Annotated in this window: 3 protein-coding genes (1 of these 3 running past the window's edge); 1 reads left to right on the top strand and 2 read right to left on the bottom strand. The window is 75.6% G+C overall.

From position 1 onward, the window contains the following. Positions 1–100: 100 nt before the first annotated feature. A complete protein-coding gene (locus ACFWRT_RS16350; RefSeq protein WP_380949797.1) occupies positions 101–550 on the top strand; it encodes a VOC family protein in 450 nt (149 codons plus the stop codon). Positions 551–560: 10 nt separating this feature from the next. Here ACFWRT_RS16350 and ACFWRT_RS16345 read toward each other — a convergent pair whose 3' ends face one another. Then, positions 561–1,187 (bottom strand): type VII secretion system-associated protein, encoded by a 627-nt coding sequence (locus tag ACFWRT_RS16345; RefSeq protein WP_380949798.1) that lies wholly within the window; start codon positions 1,185–1,187, stop codon positions 561–563. A gap of 69 nt (positions 1,188–1,256) precedes the next feature. Next, positions 1,257–16,753 carry the 3' portion of a lonely Cys domain-containing protein gene (locus ACFWRT_RS16340; RefSeq protein ID WP_380949918.1) on the bottom strand. Its footprint extends 13,417 nt past the window's final position, so the window shows 15,497 of its 28,914 coding nt (coding positions 13,418–28,914); its start codon lies beyond the right edge, outside the window; it ends in the stop codon at positions 1,257–1,259.

Below are 16,753 nucleotides of genomic sequence, written 5' to 3'. Positions count from 1 at the left end.
CCGGAACGTGACCCGAGCAGAGTCGGCTGGCCAGCCGGCCACGGACGCGACCCCGGCCGCTGACGCAGATCCGACGACCATGAAAGCAGGGATGTGCAACATGCCCACGGAAGGCTTTCCCGCACCCGAGTCAGGGATGCTCCTGACCTACTTCCTCAGCGTCGCCGACGTACCCCGTTCGCGTGCCTTCTACGCGGACGTCCTCGGCGGTGAGGTCGTGCTCGCCGAGAACCCCTGCACGGTCCGGCTGGCCAACAGCTGGATCATCATGAATCCCGGCGGTGGGCCCACCCCCGACAAACCCGGCATCACCCTGCGCCCACCGGAGGACGTCACCAGCGCGTCCTGTTTCCTCAACATCCGTGTGGCGGACATCGAGGCCGTCCACCGCGAGTGGAGCGCCAAAGGCGCTCAGTTCGTCACCGGACCGATCGACCGCAAGGCCGAGATCCGCTGCTACCTGCGCGATCCGGACGGTTACCTGATCGAGGTCGGTCAGGCCACCGGCATGCTGCGTGGTGTCTACGCCGACCCGCCCCCCGGACACTAGAGAGCGGACACTAGAGGGTCGAGGCCGTGGTCTCCTCTGCCGACTCCGCCCGTGCCTCCGTCAGCACCTCCGCGAGCCCTTCCGTGGTCAGCACCATGCTGACCGGGGCCGAGCTGTTGAGGCAGAGGCTGTGTCCGGCGGGGATGCGGGCGAGCAACTCCGTGAGCGGCAGCGTCACGGATGCCAGCTGCCCGAGGCCGCGGAGGTAGCGCGGGGAGGTGTAGACGGGGACCACCGCCGTGCCGTCGGGTGCTGACGCGCTCACCGGTTCCCCGTCCGCGGTGACCGGCACCGCGACCTCGGCCCCGGCCAGTGCGGCGGTGACGTCCTCGGCGGGGCCGTATCCGGTGGTGGCGAGCTGGACGGCGCGGTCCACCGCGTCGGCGGGTTCGGGCCACCCCATCGCCTCGGGTGACGGGCGGTAGTCCGGGTTGTCCTCCCACTCGACGATCTCGCCCGCGTGGTCCGAGCGCCACTGGCCGATGACGGCCCATTCCGGTGGCGGGCCCTCTCCCTGCCAGGCGGGGTCGGCCAGGTAGAGCCAGTGGTCGGGCGCGAGCCGGGCGGCCTCGACGAACTCCTCCGGGGGTGCGGGGTCCAGGGGGGAGGTGGCGGGCGGGGCGCCGGGCTCACTCATCGTGTCCTCGTTCACTGGGGTACTTGGGGGGTGCGTGGATTTTTCGGGGGCAGGGACCGGGGTCGGGTGTCAGGGAGTCGAGGCGGATGCCCCGGTGCGGTCCTCGTCGTCTCTCGGCCTGGACCGGGGCAGCGGTGCCGGAACCGGGCGCGGGGCGTCCTCGGCCGAGGCGGGGTGGGCCGGGCGGGCCCGCTGCCAGGGGGTGGTCCCCGGGGCCGTGCCGTCGGGCGCCGGGTGCAAGGTCAGCAACGGGCCCCCCGCGTCATCGGTGCCGGAGAGGTCGGCCGGGAAACCGGTCCACCACACGGTGCGGCCCAGCCTGCGGGCGATGCGGTCCGCGAGGCCGACGGCGTCGGCGGCCGGGCCCTGGAGGGCGAGGACGAGCGGTACGGTCAGCTCGGTACGGGCCAACACCGGATCGGCGGCCAGGAGTTCGGCGAACTCGTCGGCGGTCGTCTCATACGTGTCGCCGTTCCAGGACACCTCGACGAGATCCGGGTCGTCCGCGTCGGCCCCGGCCCGCACCAGGTAGGGGACGGGACGGTCCTTGCCCTGCGCCCAGGGCGCGTCCACCAGGCCGGCCGGGGTACGGAACCGGGTCAGGTCCACGTCCTGCGACGGCCCGTCGGTGTAGTCGCGGCCGGTGCCGTCCGACGTGCCCACCGCCGTGCCGAGTGCGGTGTCGAGTGCGGTGTCGTCGTACGCACCGGCCTCCTTCAGGGCGTACGCCGCCGCGATGTCGGGGTCGGCCGCCTCCCGGCCCACCGCGAAGGCCCGGGTCAGCACGTCGAGCGCCTCGGTGCGGCGGGCGTGGGCGGCGCGCGGGTCCGGCTCCCGGTGGAGGACCCGGGCGGCGAACTCCTGCGCGTCCGGGCCGGTTCCCGGCAGCGTCTCCTCGGCCTTGACCCGCGCCCAGAACATCCGCGACATCTCCGCCTCGCCCACCTCGTCGGTGCGGATGCGCAGAACGGCGGCGGCCTCGTCCTCCACGTCCCCCTCCGCCAGCCACTGGGCGGCGGCCTCCACCGCGGGCAGGTCGACGAAGCTGACGAGCCCGTCGTCGGGGTAGCGGGCCCAGTGCTCAGCGGCGGCGGCCAGCACCCGGCGGGTGGTCTGCCGGTCCACCCCGGTGGCGGCCTCCGGGTGCGCGGCGACGACCCGCTGGAGCAGGTCCAGCGTGAACGGCCCGGCCGCCTCGAAGTCGGAGTCGCTGCGCCACATCTGGTCCACCGCCGCCACGCCGCGCAGCAGGTCCTCGAAGCCCGGGTCGTCGTCGATGTCGTGGCCGAAGGTGATCCGCAGCGCCCGCACCAGGCGCAGCGTCGCCGTACGCATCTCGTCCGACACCTCGCCGTCGCCGGGGCTGATGCCGGCGATCTGCGCCAGCCGGTCCAGCTCGTCCTCGTCCGGTTCGGGCCGGGCCAGGGCCCAGGCCCGGCGGCGCCCCTGGGCGTCGGCGAACAGGGTCCGCTGGTAGCGGCCGTTGCTCTGCCGGGTGCCCTGGGGGCCGTAGGCGAGGCGTACCGAGCGCCCGGTGGCGTTGGCCACGTGCTGGCCCATCGAGACGGTGGCCAGCGGGTCGGCCACGAAGGGGCCGCCGTACGCGTCGGAGGCGGTGCCCGGCTTCGGTACGGCGCTGTCGCGCGGCGCTCCGCTCCAGCAGACGACGAGGTCGACCCAGTGGTCCTCGGGCAGGGTCGTCAGGCTCTTGCGGCGGCGCAGCCACGGGCCGGCCTCCCGCTCGTCGATGTCGCGGGTGGTGCCGTCGCTCAGGGCGAACGTCAGACTGCCGGGTGAGCCGTGGAGGTCGAGCCGGTACGCGCGGTCCTCGGGGCCCGGCCGGGGCAGGTCGTACTCGCCGGAGGTGCGGCCGGTGGCCGGGTGGTCGTGGACGAAGGTCGCCATCCGGTCCAGGTGGCGGTCGTCGTCCTCGAAGTCCCGGGCGAACTCGGCGGGATGGTGGGAGGCCCGGCCGATCTGCCGGCCGCTGAGCGCGCTGACGAGGGCCCGGCTCACCACGTCGTGGTGCCAGTCGGGGGCGTCGTCGTCGGTGTCCGGCGCGAGCCCGGGGACGCTGGCGATCCAGTCGCCCCGGGGGGTCTTCGGGGCGCGGACGACGTCGATGGTGCTCGCCTCCCCGGGGGCGGACTCGACGGTGACGCGGCCGCTGTGCGCCCACACCGTCCGGCCCGTACGGTCGGCGAGCCTGCGGGGCAGGTCGAGGTAGCCGTCGGCGGCGAACGGTACGGCGAGTACGACGGGTGTACCGGGCGGCAGCGCCTCGCGGGCCAGGTCGGCCGCGACCAGCTCCACGAACTCCTCGACGCCCAACTCCCTTACGGTGCCGTCCGGGAGCCGCGCCTCCACCCGGTCGGGGCCGCCTTCCGCGGCCACCACGTAAGGCGTCGTGCCGCTCGGCCAGGGGGTCGGTGAGGTGCTGACGACGTCGTAGCCGCCTGCGGGGTCGGCATCCAGCAGGTCGCTCTGGGCGGGGTCGAGTCCGATGACGTCGCTCGTACCCCAGTTGAGGCCCGGCACCCGGCTGCCGTCCACGGTGAAGTGCTGGGCGCGGCCCTGCGCGGTGACCCCCAGCTCGGACAGGTGGTACGCGGCCAGCGCGGCGAATCCGTTAGCCCGGCCGGCCGCCGTGGCCCGGCCCACCAGGCCGAACAGCTCCTGCCTGGCGTCCTGTTGGACGGTGGCCCCCGGGTCCAGGTGGAGAACACGGCGGGCGATGGCGTCCACGTCGAGCGGCCCGTTCCGCAGCGCGCGGTCACGGCGGCGCAGGGAGTCGAGCTTCTGCACCGCCACCGCGTCCGGCGGCTGGTGGAGGACGACGGTCGCCTGGCGGCCCAGCTCGGCGCGGGTCACCTGGGCGAGGGCACCGGTGCCCACCCAGTCGGCGGGCACGCGGGCCATGGCTTTGACGACGATGGCGAAGTCCTGGGCGGTCAGGCGGGGTGCGCCGGCCGGCAGATCCCTTTGCAGCCGCTCCAGTTCGCTCGCCAGCAGCCGGGTGAAGCGGTGGCGCGCGGTGGTGGCCCGCCGCCTCGCGGGCGAACCGGTCGCCGGCCGGTCGGGGCGGATGTCGGCGCCGTAGCCGGTGACCTCCACCCGGGGCAGGGACGCGCCCGCCCGCCGGTTGCGCAGACCGGTGGCCGCCACCTGGGCGGCGAGCAGCTCCAGGGTCCGGTCCCCCTGCGCGGAGGGGCTCGTCTCGTCCCGCCCGTACGCCACGAGGGTCCGGGGCGGCAGCGGTTGCAGGGCCTTCACCGGGGCGGGGGTGACGGGGACGGGGGTCGCGGGGACGGCGGGGAAAGCGGGGGCCGTCGGCACGGAGGTGGGCTCGACGCCTTCCATGGGGTCGCCGACGGAACTGCGCTGGTTACGGGCAGAGTTCGGGCCGTTGTCGGCGGGTGCGGCGACCAGGTCGCCGGTCCGCGAGGAGTAGGCGGCCGGGTCGCTGTTGGTGGCCGGTGTCGGCGCACCGGGGCCCGGGGCCGGTGTGGCGGGCACTGTCCGCGCACCCAGGTCGGGAACGGACGGAGCGGTGAACCGCCAGTCGGTGGCGCTCGGTTGGGACAGCGTGGAGAGGTCGGGCGCCAGCACGGGGAGTTCGCCCTCGGCGGCGTCCGGAGCGGAGAGTTCGACCGGGGAGGTGCTCCACCACACGGGCCGTCCCAGCCTGCGGGAGACGGTCTCGGCGACCTCCGGGGTGGGGCCGCTGAGCCCGTCGAGCAGCAGCAGGACCGGCGTGGAGGACGGCATCCCCCGCAAGTCCGTTCCGGCGGACAGCAGTTCGGCGAACTCGGCGGCCGACAGGCGGTGGGTGGCCGCGCCCAGGGTCACCTGGATGTGGCTGCTGTCCTCCAGGTCCACCGAGGCCCGTACGGCGTAGGGCACCGGCCGGACCGTGCCGTCCGCGTCCTGTCCGGCCCACGGCGCGTCCACCGTCGTGTCCGCGACCCGGAAGCTGTCGAGCCGGGGCAGCAGGGTCGCGAGGCCGCGCCAGTCCCGGCCGGAGCCGAACGCCGCGCCCACGGTGGTGAGCAGTGCGGGCGCCGCGAGGGCACCGGCCGCCTCGATGGCGTACGCGCCCGCCACGTCCGGGTCGGCCATGTTCCGGCCCGCCGCGAAGCCCCGGGTGAGCAGGGCGCGGGCCCGGTCGCGCAGGGCGTCGTCCACCTGGGCGTCCTGGTCGAGGCGGAGGGCCCGTACGGTCAGCAGATCGGCCGCCGGTCCGGGGCCGGGCAGCGCCTCCTCGGCACGGACCCTCGCCCAGAACATCCGGGTCCGGTGCGCGGGGGCGTCGGCGGGGTCGGCGAGCCGGAGCGCGTCGACGGCCGCCCGGTCCACCGCCGCCGGGTCGGAGAGCCAGGCCGCCGCCGTACGCAACTGCGGGAGGGGCACGAAGCCGCTCACCGGCAGTGCGCCGCCCGCGTCCCGCCACGCCTTCGCCGCCTCGGCCAGCACCTGGCGGGTGACGTCCGCGTCCACGCCGCCCGTCGCGAGGGGGTGCGCCGCGACCACCTGGGTGAGGAGTTGCGGCCAGAACGGGCCGGTGGGCCGGAGGTCCGGGTCGGCGAACCACATGTCGACGACCGCCGCGGCCCCGGCGACCAGCCTGGGGAAGTCGTCGGCCGCCTGCACATCGGGACCGATGACCAGCTTCAACGCACGCACCACGCGCAGCAGTTCGGAGCGGACACGCGGGGACGGACCGCCCCCGAACCCGGCCTGCTCCGCCAGCCGGTCGAGTTCCGCGTCGTCCGGTTCCGGGCGGCTGGTCTCCCACCACCAGGGGCGGCCCTGGGCGTCGGTGGCCAGCACCCGCACCGGGCCGTCGCCGAAGCGGACCACGCCCTGGGAGGAGTACGACAGCCGCGTCGTGCGCCGGAGTTGGTTGGCCAGGTGCTGGCCCAGGGAGAGGGCGTCGTCGCCGAGCGGATCGGCGGTGAACGGCGCGGGCAGGACGCCGTCGAGCTGGGAGACGTCCTGCGCGGAGCCCTGCCCCGGGGCCCCGGAGTGGCAGATCACCAGGTCGACCCAGTGGTCCTGCGGCAGGCTCGACAGGCTCTTGCGCCGCCGCAGCCACCCGGCCGCCTCGTCCCGGTCCACGGTCCGGCTGGAACCGTCGGCCAGCGGCAGGGACAGCCCGCCCGGCAGCCCGTGGCCCGCCAGCCGGTACGCCTGGTCCGCCGGGCCGGGGTCCCGCATCGGCAGCTTGCCGGAGTACGTGTTGGTCGCGGCGTCCCAGTGGACGTAGAAGGACATGCGGTCGAGGTCGCGGTAGCTCTCGCGCTCCCCGACGAGTTCGGCGGGCTGGTGGAAGCTGCGCCCGGTCTGCTCCCCGGTCCGGGAGCTGACGATGGGCTGGGTCAGCACCTCGCGGTGCCAGGCCGGGGCGCCGTCGTCGGGGTCCGGCGCCAGGCCGGGGCGGACCGGGAGCCAGGTGCCGTCCGGCAGGCCGTCCCGGTGGAGGACGCCGACGGTGTTCGTCGCGGTCGGGTCGGGGTTGCGCTGCGCCGGGCCGCTGTGGACCCAGACGGTGCGGCCGGTGCGCTCGGCGAGCTTGCGCGGCAGCTCCAGGTAGCGGTCGCCCGCCGACGGGACGGCCAGCACGATCGGGGCGCGCTCGGGCAGCGGGTGGCGGGTCAGGTCGGCGGCGACCAGCTCGGCGAACTCGTCGGCGTCCAGCTCCCAGGTGGTGCCGTCCGGCAGGTGGGCCGTCACCCGGTCGTGGCTGCCGTCCGCCAGCACCGGGTACGGGGCCGGGTCCCACGGCCACGGCGCGATGTCCGCGTCCCCGGTGGGGGCGGGCGCGCCCGCGGGGCCGACGGTGAGCCGGTCCACGAAGAGGGCGTTGAGCTCGGCGGTCCGGGTGCCGGTCCAGTTCAGGCCCGGTACGCGGTTGCCGCCGGCCGTCACGTGCCGGGCCCGGTCGTCCGCGAGCAGGCCCTGTTCCTCCAGGTGGAGGGCGGTGAGCGCGGCCAGGCTGGTGGCCCGCCCGGCGGCGAGCGCCCGGCCGGTCAGCGTGTACAGGTCGCGCCGCATCTCCGGGTCGACGAGCACGGACGGGGCCAGGTGCCAGATCCGGCGGGCGACGGCGTCCACGTCCAGGGGCCCGGAGCGCAGGGCGGGGTCGGTGCGGCGCAGCGCGTCCAGGGCGTCCAGGGCGGCGGCGTGACGCGGTGAGGTGACGCCGATGGTGGCCTGGCGGCCCAGCTCCTCCCGGCCGATCCACCCGGCCAGGGCCACGGTGGCACCCTGGCCCGGCACCCGGCTCCGGCCCCGCGCGGTGACGGTGAAGTCCTGCGGCCGCAACGGCGTGGCGCCGGCCGGGAGGTTCGCCTGAAGGGTGCGCAGGGCGTGGTCGAGGTGACGGACGAACAGGTCGCGGGCGGCCCGCGCCCGCAGGTCGCCCTGGGCCTGGGCGGCCTGGTCCCGGTCGCGCGCGGTCCCGGCACCGCGCGCGTCGGCGCCGTATCCGGCGATGTCGACCCTGGGCAGCGGTACCCGGTGACGCCGGTTGCGCAGCGCGGTCCGGGCGACCTGGTGGGCCAGCCGCTCCACCTCGCGCTCCGCCTCGTCGGCGGTTCCGGTGGCCTGCGGAGCGAACGGTACGAGGGTCAGCGCGGGCAGGGTGGTGAGCGGCCGGGCGGGCGGGGCGGCGGGCACGGCGTACACGGGCTGCCCGCCGCCCGCGCCGACGGATACGGGCGCGGGCAGGCCGAAGGTGAAGTCGAAGTCGAAGTCGAAGTCGGGGAGGTCACCGAGGTCACCCAGGGCGTCCAGGTCGAGGCTGTCCAGGGCGGAGGGGAAGGCACCGGGCAGATCGTTACCGCCCAGGTCCAGATCCACGTCCACGTCCATGTCCATGTCCGTGTCGCCGAGTTGGCCTTGGCCAGAGCCCTGGCCCTCGCCCAGGTCCAGGTCGGGCATGTCCAGATCCGGCATGTCGCCATCCGGCCGGGACTGGAGCGCGGGCCGCCCCGGCGCGGCCTGGCTGACGGTGGGCCCGGTCGCGGGCCCGGCCGCGGGCACCGTCCAGCGCGGTGCCAGGCCGAGTCCGGTACGCAGGGAGTCGGCCAGCTCCGCGGCGGAAGCCCGTACGCCCTCGGCACCCCCTTCCGCCGCCAGCAGATGACCGGCGACCCGGCGCACCGCATCGCGGAAGGCCTCACCGGCGTACCGGGCGTCGGCGAGCACCGGGTGCGGTTCGGGCGGCAGCACCAGGGCTACGGCGGCCGACCAGGCGCGAGCCGTCTCCGTGTCGCCCCGGCCTTCGGGGGCGGCGTCCCGGACCTCGGCGTAGGCCGCGTCCCAGAGGCGGCGCGTCACCTCCGCGGCCACCGTGCCCACCGTCCCGCCCGTGTCGCCGGGACGGGTGAGCCGTATCCGGGCGAGGTCCGACGCGCTGAGCCTGCCGACGGGGAGCCGGTCGCCGAGGAGGGCCATCTCGGCGTGCAGCCCCGGGGGGAGGGCGACGCCCGCCGCGCGCAGGTCTGCCGAGGTCACGGTCTCCGCGCCGTCCGGGGCCTCCGGCACGGGCGGCAGGTCGGCCTCGGTGACCCGGTCGGCGATCCACCGCCGCTGCTCGGCGTCCAGGGGGACGGCAGGGGCGGGTCCACGGGGTGCGGTGGAGGAGTCCGGTGCGGTGGCGGGCTCACCGGGGTCCACGGTCCGGGCGTCGGCCAGCGCTTCCGGCGCTACCCCGAGCGCCCACAGCCGCTCCTCGGCCCGCTCCACCGCCGCGCGCGCGGCATCGACCTCGGACCGGCCCTCGGGGCCCGTACGGCCGGTTTCGACGGCGCGGGCGGCAGCCGCGTCGAGCTCGCGCAGCGCCCGGCCGTGGGCCTCCCACGCGGCGCCCTGTTGGGCAGCGGGCGTTACCGTTCCGGTGGAGTGCGCCGCGTGCGAGGGCCCCGGCTCGCCGTCCGCCGGGTCCAGGGTCAGGGGCACGCTCAGCGCGGTACCGGTACCGGTACCGGCGCCGTGCTCCGGGACCAGGTGAAGGTAAGAGGCGTCGGCCGTGATCCGGTACGGCGCGGCGTCCGGGTCGAGTCCGGTGAGTGCCGGTACGAGGGTGTCGAGGTTGGCGACCCGGCCGAGCCAGCCGTGGTCACCGCGCAGCAGCGCTCCCGTCGCGGAGTGGACGAAGTCGTCGCCGAACCTCGTCCAGCCGGTGGGCGGGATCTCCTGCCCGTCGGGCAGCCGGAGGTGGCCGGTGTCGGCGACCTCGTAACGCAGCGGCTCCGCCCGGGACTCGGTGTGCCGGGTGTAGGGGAACCAGTGGCGCGGGCGCGGTTCGGGCTCCTTGCCCTTCCCGGTGGCCGGGCCGTCGTCGGGCGCCCCGGCCGCCGGGAGGGCCGGGGCCGGGGGCAGGCCGCCGAAGCGGGGGCGCATGAGAGTGACCGGCCGGCCGATCGGCCACTGCTCGGCGAGGGGGTCCAGGCCGTCGTCGGGGGAACCGCCGCGCAGGCCGCGGAGGGCGACCTGCCGGGGGCCGCCGCGCCCGTCGTCGACGGTGAGTTCCACGGTCTCGGCCCGGGCGCTGGTCTTCTCGACGCGTACGGAATCGGCCTCGACGGTGAACCGGTCGGCGCTCAGGTGCGGCCCGGGAGTGCCGTCCTGGAGGGTCCGGAGCGCGGCGGCCAGCTCCTGCCGGAAGGTGGCGGCGACGGCGTTGGCACGGGCCCGGCCGATGTCCCGGCCCAGCCGTGCCGTCCGACCGCCGACCAGGTCGACCCGGGGCAGCGGCAGGTGGTTGGCCGTGTTCCAGAGCCCGGTCCGGGCCACCCGCGCGGCGACGTGGCGGATCGCGTTGAGCGCGCTGTCGGGCGTCCGCTCGGTGCCGGGCTCGAAGTGCAGGGTCTGCGGACGCTCCTCCTGCCCGTGCAGGACGACCACGGTGAGCGGATTGGCCTCGGCCGCGCCGTCCTCCAGAAGACTGGCGTTGACGTCGTGGGCCGACTCGCCCGGACGCCGGGTGAACATCCGCATGTACCAGAGCCGCTTGCCGGGGACGGTCGACTCCAGGCGCTCCAGGTGCCGGGACGCGGCGGTGACGACGCCGTCGAACGAGCGTTGTGCCGCTGCCCGTTCGGGGGACCCGGTGGGGGCGTCCAGCACCTCCTGCTGTGCCAGCTTCGCCCGGGTCAGGAGGATCGTCAGGTCGAGGTGGCCGCGTACCTCCTTGAGGTGCCCGTCGTCACCGCTCTCCTCCAGCCGGGCGATCTCCCGGCGCAGGACGTCGGCCTGGGCCCGCAGGTCGTCCAGGTCGACGGCTCTGAGGTTGGCGCGCACCATGCCGCGCAGCCGGTCCTCGCGGGCCGAGGCGCGGGCGTGGTTCTCCAGGGAGACCTGGTGGGTGCCGTCCTCGCTGGCGAGCACCACGGTGATGAAGTGGTAGCCGAAGTAGGACTCGCCGGACTCCGTCGAGGGCTTGGCGTAGTTGGTCTCCAGGCTCGGGCCGTCCTCGCCGGGGGCCGCGACGGACTGGACGAGGTAGCCCTCACCGACGTCGGCCCAGGCGAACTCGTTGACGCCGATCCGGCGGGCCGCCTCCGTCAGGGCGGTGCGCCGGGGGTCATGCGGCCGCTCCAGGCCGAGCGCACTGCCGTACGCGGCGGCGGGCAGCGGTCCGGTGCCGTCACCCCCGGTGGGCCGCTCGTCGCGGCGTACCAGGGCGGCGGCCCAGCCGGGATCGGCGGAGCCGGGCCGCAGGATGCCGTCGGCGACCTGGCCGAGCGCCTCGGCCAGGTGGTGCGTACCGGTGACCTCGGCCCCGTCGGAGGCGTTGGCGGGTGCGGTGACGGTGGACCCGTCCTCCGGGTCCCGGAAGACCAGGTGGGAGGGGCGGCCGTCGCCGGCGAGCATGATGGCGAAGTCCCGGCAGACCTCTTCGGTGGATTCACCGGCCCGGTTGGTGAAGACCGGGGTCACCCGGAACAGCCGGTTGGCGCCGCCGTCCGGGGTGGGCAGCACGATGCTCCGCTCCTCGTCGAGTCCCAGCCGTACGGCCAGACCCGCCCGGGTCAGCTTGACGTTGGACTCGGCGACGGCCTTGCGCGTGGCGTAGGCCTGCTGGCTGCCGTGCTCGTTCTGGACGGCGAGGGTGCGGTCGGCGGAGATCCGGACGGCCGGGTGGCCGTCCGCCCGCTCCACGTCCCAGGTCTGGTCGGCGAGCAGGAGGGTGGGCGCGTCGGTGTCCGCGGCGAGGGACCGGGGGGCTGTCCAGGTGTTCTCCAGGTCGCCGGGGTTGCGGAACAGTTCGCCGTCCCCGTGGCCGTCCGCGAAGCCGTACGCACGGGTGGTCAGCGGGTGGGCGCGGCGCGCCTCGATGTCGGACGCGGTCCCGTCCGAGGGGTGCGGGTCCGCCGCGGGTGTGCCGGTGACCCGTCCGCCGGGCACCGGGCCCTGCCCCGGACGCAGCGACATCCAGGCGTGCGCCCCGCCGTCCGGTGCCTGGCCTGTCATGAGGTGTTCGGCGCCGCTGCGCCAGTCGGTGGCCACCCTCGGGCCCAGCTCGGAGTACCAGACCCGGTTGCCGGTGAGGTCCGCCACCTGGCGGGCGACCGTCTCGATGTCGCTGTGGGCGAAGGCGAGCACGATGTCGTCGCCGGCCGGTCGGTAGGGGTCGCGGGCGATCAGCCGGGCCAGCTCCGCCGTGTCCTCGATCCGCAGGACTCCGTCCGGTGTGTGCAGGCGCACGGCGTCCACGGCGTCCACGGCGGACTGGGCGAGCACCACGTACGCGTCCGGCCAGGGGACGGGCCAGACGGCCGGCGTGCCGTCCTCGTCCTGGGCCGCGTAGGTGTCGAGCGGGGGCGTCAGGCCGCCGGTGCCGCTCCAGTCGCGTCCGGCACCCCGTCCGGGACCGAGCCTGGTCCGCTCGCCGAGCGCGCTGTCCTGGTACGTCAGGAGGCGGCCCAGCGCGTCGGCGTCGGCCAGTTGGCGGGGGTCGGCGCTGAGCGCCAGGGAGCCCAGCAGCATCAGGTCCCGGGCACCGACCTGGGCCTCGTCGGCGAGGCCGAGTACCTGCCGGGTCAGCTCCCGCAGCCCCGCCAGGACATCGGTGGCCGCTTCCGCGGGTGTGGTCCCCCGGTTCGCCAGGTCCCGCACGGCACGGGCGGTGTCGAGCAGCGCCTCGGTCTCGTACTCGTCCCGGGAGGCGGGCCCGAAGAGCAGCCCGGCCCAGGTGCGGGGGTCGTCCGCCGGATCGCTCTCGACGCTGTCGTCGTCGCTGTCGCTCTCCTCCGTGAACCGGAACTGGGACAGCGCCTGGGCCTCGGGGTTGCCGGCGAGGAGCCGGTCCAGCTCGGCTGTCAGGTCGGCGGGGAACTCGGCCCAGCCACCGCGGGGGTCGCCCGGCGGCGGGGGCAGCGGGGCTTCAGCGTTGTCATCCGTGGTCGGGGCGGGGTGGTGCACCGGGGAGGGAGCGGACACCGTCGGGTGCGGCTGCGCCCGGTGGACGCCCTCCGCCCGGTCCCACACGGCGCGGAAGCCCTCGTACATCTCGTTCTCGGCGCGGACCGCCCGGACCGGGTTGGCCGGGCCGGGGCCGTCCTGTTCCGGCGTGGTCCCGAACAGCCGTTCCAGCAGGGGCAGCAGAGCGGGTTCGTTCTCCCGCACCCAGGACGGGCCGTTGTTCCGGGGCCGACCGGTCAACGGGTCGTGGCCGGTGTTCGTGCCCAGGTAGGCGTTGACGGCCTGGGCGAAGTACTCGAACTCGTCCGTGGAGGCGTAGTTGTCGGCGGGCTGTCCGTCCTTCGCGCTCCGGCGGGGGCCGTCCGGCCAGTCCACGTCGGCCGGGTCCTGGCCGGCGGGCGGGTGGAGCTTGCCTCGGTAGGCGGCCGCGATGGTCCGCCGGTCGGCGTCGCTCAGCCCGTACCGGTGGATGGCGTGCGCGAACTCGTGGGTGGTGGTGGAGTATCCGTCGGCGTAGCCCAGCGCACCGGGTACGCCGGTGGTCTCTCCGAGCAGGTTCTCCTCGGTGATGCCGGTGTTCAGCCGGCCGAGGCCCCGCGCGGTGTCCCAGGTGCGCCGGTCCGTCGTGGAGAGTTCCCGGCCCGCGAGGTCGCGGAACGGGCCGAGCGTGGTCAGGGCCTCGTTCCTCGGGACCACCAGGACCCTGGCACCCCGTTCCAGCAGCCGGGCCGCCACGGCGGGATCGCGCAGCATGGCCGCGATCCGCGCCCGCGCCTCACGTCCGGCGGATACCGGCTGGTCGGCCCCGGGTGCCACCGTGACGAGCAGGTGGGCCACGGTTTCGGCGAAGTCGCGGTCGCTCAGCTTAGAGCGCAGCGCCGCCGCCAGGCCGGGCCGGGCGGCCAACTGCTCGCGTTCGGCCGCCGACAGCAGCGCGAGCCGCTCCGCACGGTCGGCCGCCGGCAGGTCCGGGAGCCGTTCCGCCAGCTCCGTGAGCGGCCCGGACGGGGCTGAGTCGGGCTGCGGGGCCGGGGCGGAGGACGGGGCAGGGTCCCCGGCGTCCAGCACGTCCTGGGCGTGCTCGTCGGGGAAGCGGCCCTCGCGGGCGACGTGTTCGCGCAGCTCCTGCTCGGTGAGCGGGTGGATGTTCCAGTAACGGCCCCAGTTGTCCTGGTAGTCCAGGGCCGGATCGTGGCCGGGGAGGGTGTCCAGTGCCAACTGGGCGCCGCGCATCACCTCGTGGAAGGAGTGGTGGCCGGCCGACAGCGACATGGCGATCATCCCGGCCCGGATCAGCCCGAGGTCGAGGTCGAGGCCCCACTGGTCCCGCATCCGGGCGGCGTGCACGAGGAAGCGGTAGGTCGACCCCGCTGTGCCGGTCAGGACCAGGCCGCCCGAGTCCTCGGACGTCTCCTGGAGGCCGGAGCTCATCGCGAGGTCGTACACGGAGGACGCCGGCATCCAGGTGAGCCCGAGTTCGTTCACCGCGAAGGGGCGCTCGGCCCGGCTCAGCGGCGGGCGTACGTCGTCGGGGTCGGTCTGGACCGTGTGCTCCCGGGTGGCCCGGGCGAGCGCGGCCTGCTTCTGCGCTGCGGAGAGGGTGTCGTCCAGGTTCAACTGTGCTGCCAGCCGCTCCAGTTCGGCACGGCCTTCCGCCTGGCGACGGCTGGGCCGCTCCTGCTCGATCTCCGGGTTCGGGTCCTCCCTGCCCCCCAGCGTCTCCGGCACCAGGTCGCTGGAGATGCCCTGGAACAGGAAGGTCACCAGCTCCCTCAGGTTGCCGGTCCGCAGCACCTGCTGGAGGGCGGGCCTGCTGGTTCCGACCGTTCCGGGCATGCTCGGGTTGTCGCTGCCGAAGGTGGCGAGGACGCGCGGAGGGTACTGCTGCCGCACCCGGTCCCACGCGGCGCGCGCCATCTTCCGGAACTCCTCGGTCACCGCCTCGTTCTCGGCGAGGTGTTCGGCCAGGCGGCGTTCGAAGGCGACGGACTCCTCGGCGTACCGGATGCGGGCCCGGACCCACGCGGGTACCGGTGCGCCCCGGTCGGGGCTGGGCGTCGCGGACCGGCGGCCGGGACGGGACGGGTCACGGTCGGTGGAGGAGGTGCGCGACCCGGTGGTGGCCGGGTCCGTTCCGGCGAGCGGCGACGCCTCCGGGGTGGGCCCGCCGGTCGGGCGCGGCAGGGCGGGGGGCTCGGTGCGGAGCGGCTCGCCGACGGGTGCGGGACGGCCGGAAGCAGGGCGGCCGGAGGCAGGGCGGCCGGACTCGGGAGGGGGTGTCTGCCGGTGGTCGTCGATGCCGACGGTCACCACCCGTCCCCGGTCCGGGTCGGTGGCGCGGCGGACCCGCTGGGCGTCCAGGGTGAGCGTGAAGTCGGAGAGCCGGACGTGCGGCCCGGGGGCGCCCTCCTGGAACGTCCTCAGCAGCCGGGCCAGCCGGTCACCGAGGGCCTTGCCGACCGCCGCCGCGCGCTTCTCGCCACTGGCCCGGGAGCGGTTGCCGTGTCCGGTGACGGTGACCGTGGGCAGGGGCAGGCCGTTGGCGCTGTTCCACAGGCCGGTGCGGGCGAGGTACAGGGCCAGGGCGTCCAGGTTCTCGTCCGCGTCGGGCGCCAGGGTGTGCTGCTGCTCGGCGAAGCGTACGGTCCGCCGGTCCGGGCGCAGTGCGTGGCCGTGCAGGGCGACGGTGGTGAGCGGGTTGGACACGGCGGGTGAACGGTCCGTGAGGAGCGCCGCGTTGACGGCGTGGGCCGACTCTCCGGGGCGCTTGCTGTAAGCCCGGAAGTACCACTGGTCCTTGTCGTGCGGGACCGGTGCGGCCGACCGTACGGCGTCCCGGGCGCGGGCTCGGGCCTGGTCCACCTCCCTCTGGGCCAGGGCGTGCTCGGGGCGGTCCTCGGTGAAGTGCCACCGGACGTGCTCGGCTTCGTGGACGGCGGCCAGGGCCCGGGCGGCGCGCGCGAACCCTTCCAGCCGGGCGATCTCCGCCGGGCCCGCTCCGTCGCGCCGGGCCGACTCGGCCCGCTCGTCCGTCTCCTGTGCCAGGAGGGTGAGTCGGTCCTCGTCGTAGCGGTCGAGGTTGTCGTCCACGACGGCGTCGAGCTGGTCCGTCGGGATCTCCGCGCGGGAGTGGGTCTCGTTCTCCAGGGTGATCTGGTGGGTGCCGTCCTCGCTGGCCAGCACCACCTGCGCGAAGTGGTACGGGGCGTGCGGGCCGACCGGGTCGCCGGGCTTGGCGTGGTTGTGGGTGAAGAGCTGGGCGCCGCCGTCGTTGGTGGTGGAGACCGACTGGATCAGATAGCCCTCACCGACCTCCGCCCAGGCGAACTCGTTGACCCCGGCCCGCGCGGCGGCCCGGGTCAGCGGCCCGCGCAGCGCGTTGTCCTGGGTGTGGCTGAGGGCCTGGCCGTACGCCTCGCCCGGGGTGGGCGCGCCGACGACCCCGCCGGTGAAGCGCGGGTCCCGGCCCGCCTGCCGGACGGCCCAGGCGGGGGTGACGGCGGTGGGCGGGCGGGTGCCGTCGGCCACCTCCGTCAGCGCCTGGGCCAGGTGGTGGGTGCCGGTGACCTCCCGGCCGTGCAGCCCGTTGACCGGGGCCGTGGCCACTGTGCCGTCGGGCCCCCGGAAGGCGAGATGGGAGAGCGGCGCGGCGTCCGTTCCGGCGACCATCCGGGCGAAGTCGCGGGTGAAGGCGTGCTCGGAGGCCCCGGAGGCGGTGAGGAACTCGGGCTCCACCCGGAAGAGCGGTTCGCCGGGCCTGCCGTCCTCCTGGTCGAGAACCACACGTACCGAAGGGTCGGCCTGCAGCCGTACCCCGGCTCCGGCGGCGGCCAGTCGGGCCGAGGAGCGCTCGATCGCCGCGCGGGTGGCGTACACCTGGCGGCCCCGGCCGGTGGTGTCGTCCCCGGCCGAGAGCAGCGCGACCGTCCGGTCGGCGGAGATGTGCAGCGGCGGCCGGTCGGCGGCGGGGAGGGTCCCCGGAATCTGCTGGGGCAGGACCAGCGCGGGTCCTTCGGCCCCCTCCTCCGTACGGACTTCGCCGACGGTCCGGGGCCCGGCCTCGGTGAACAGCACTCCGGTACCGCTGTCGTCGAGGACCTGGTAGTCGCGGGTGACCAGGGGGCGGGGGCGCAGGG

Origin of the sequence: Streptomyces cyaneofuscatus (assembly GCF_042718795.1) — a bacterium.
In the GTDB taxonomy this organism is placed as follows: Bacteria; Actinomycetota; Actinomycetes; order Streptomycetales; family Streptomycetaceae; genus Streptomyces; species Streptomyces cyaneofuscatus_A.
Note: the sequence above shows the minus strand (reverse complement) of the source record. Positions and strands in the feature narration are given on the sequence as shown.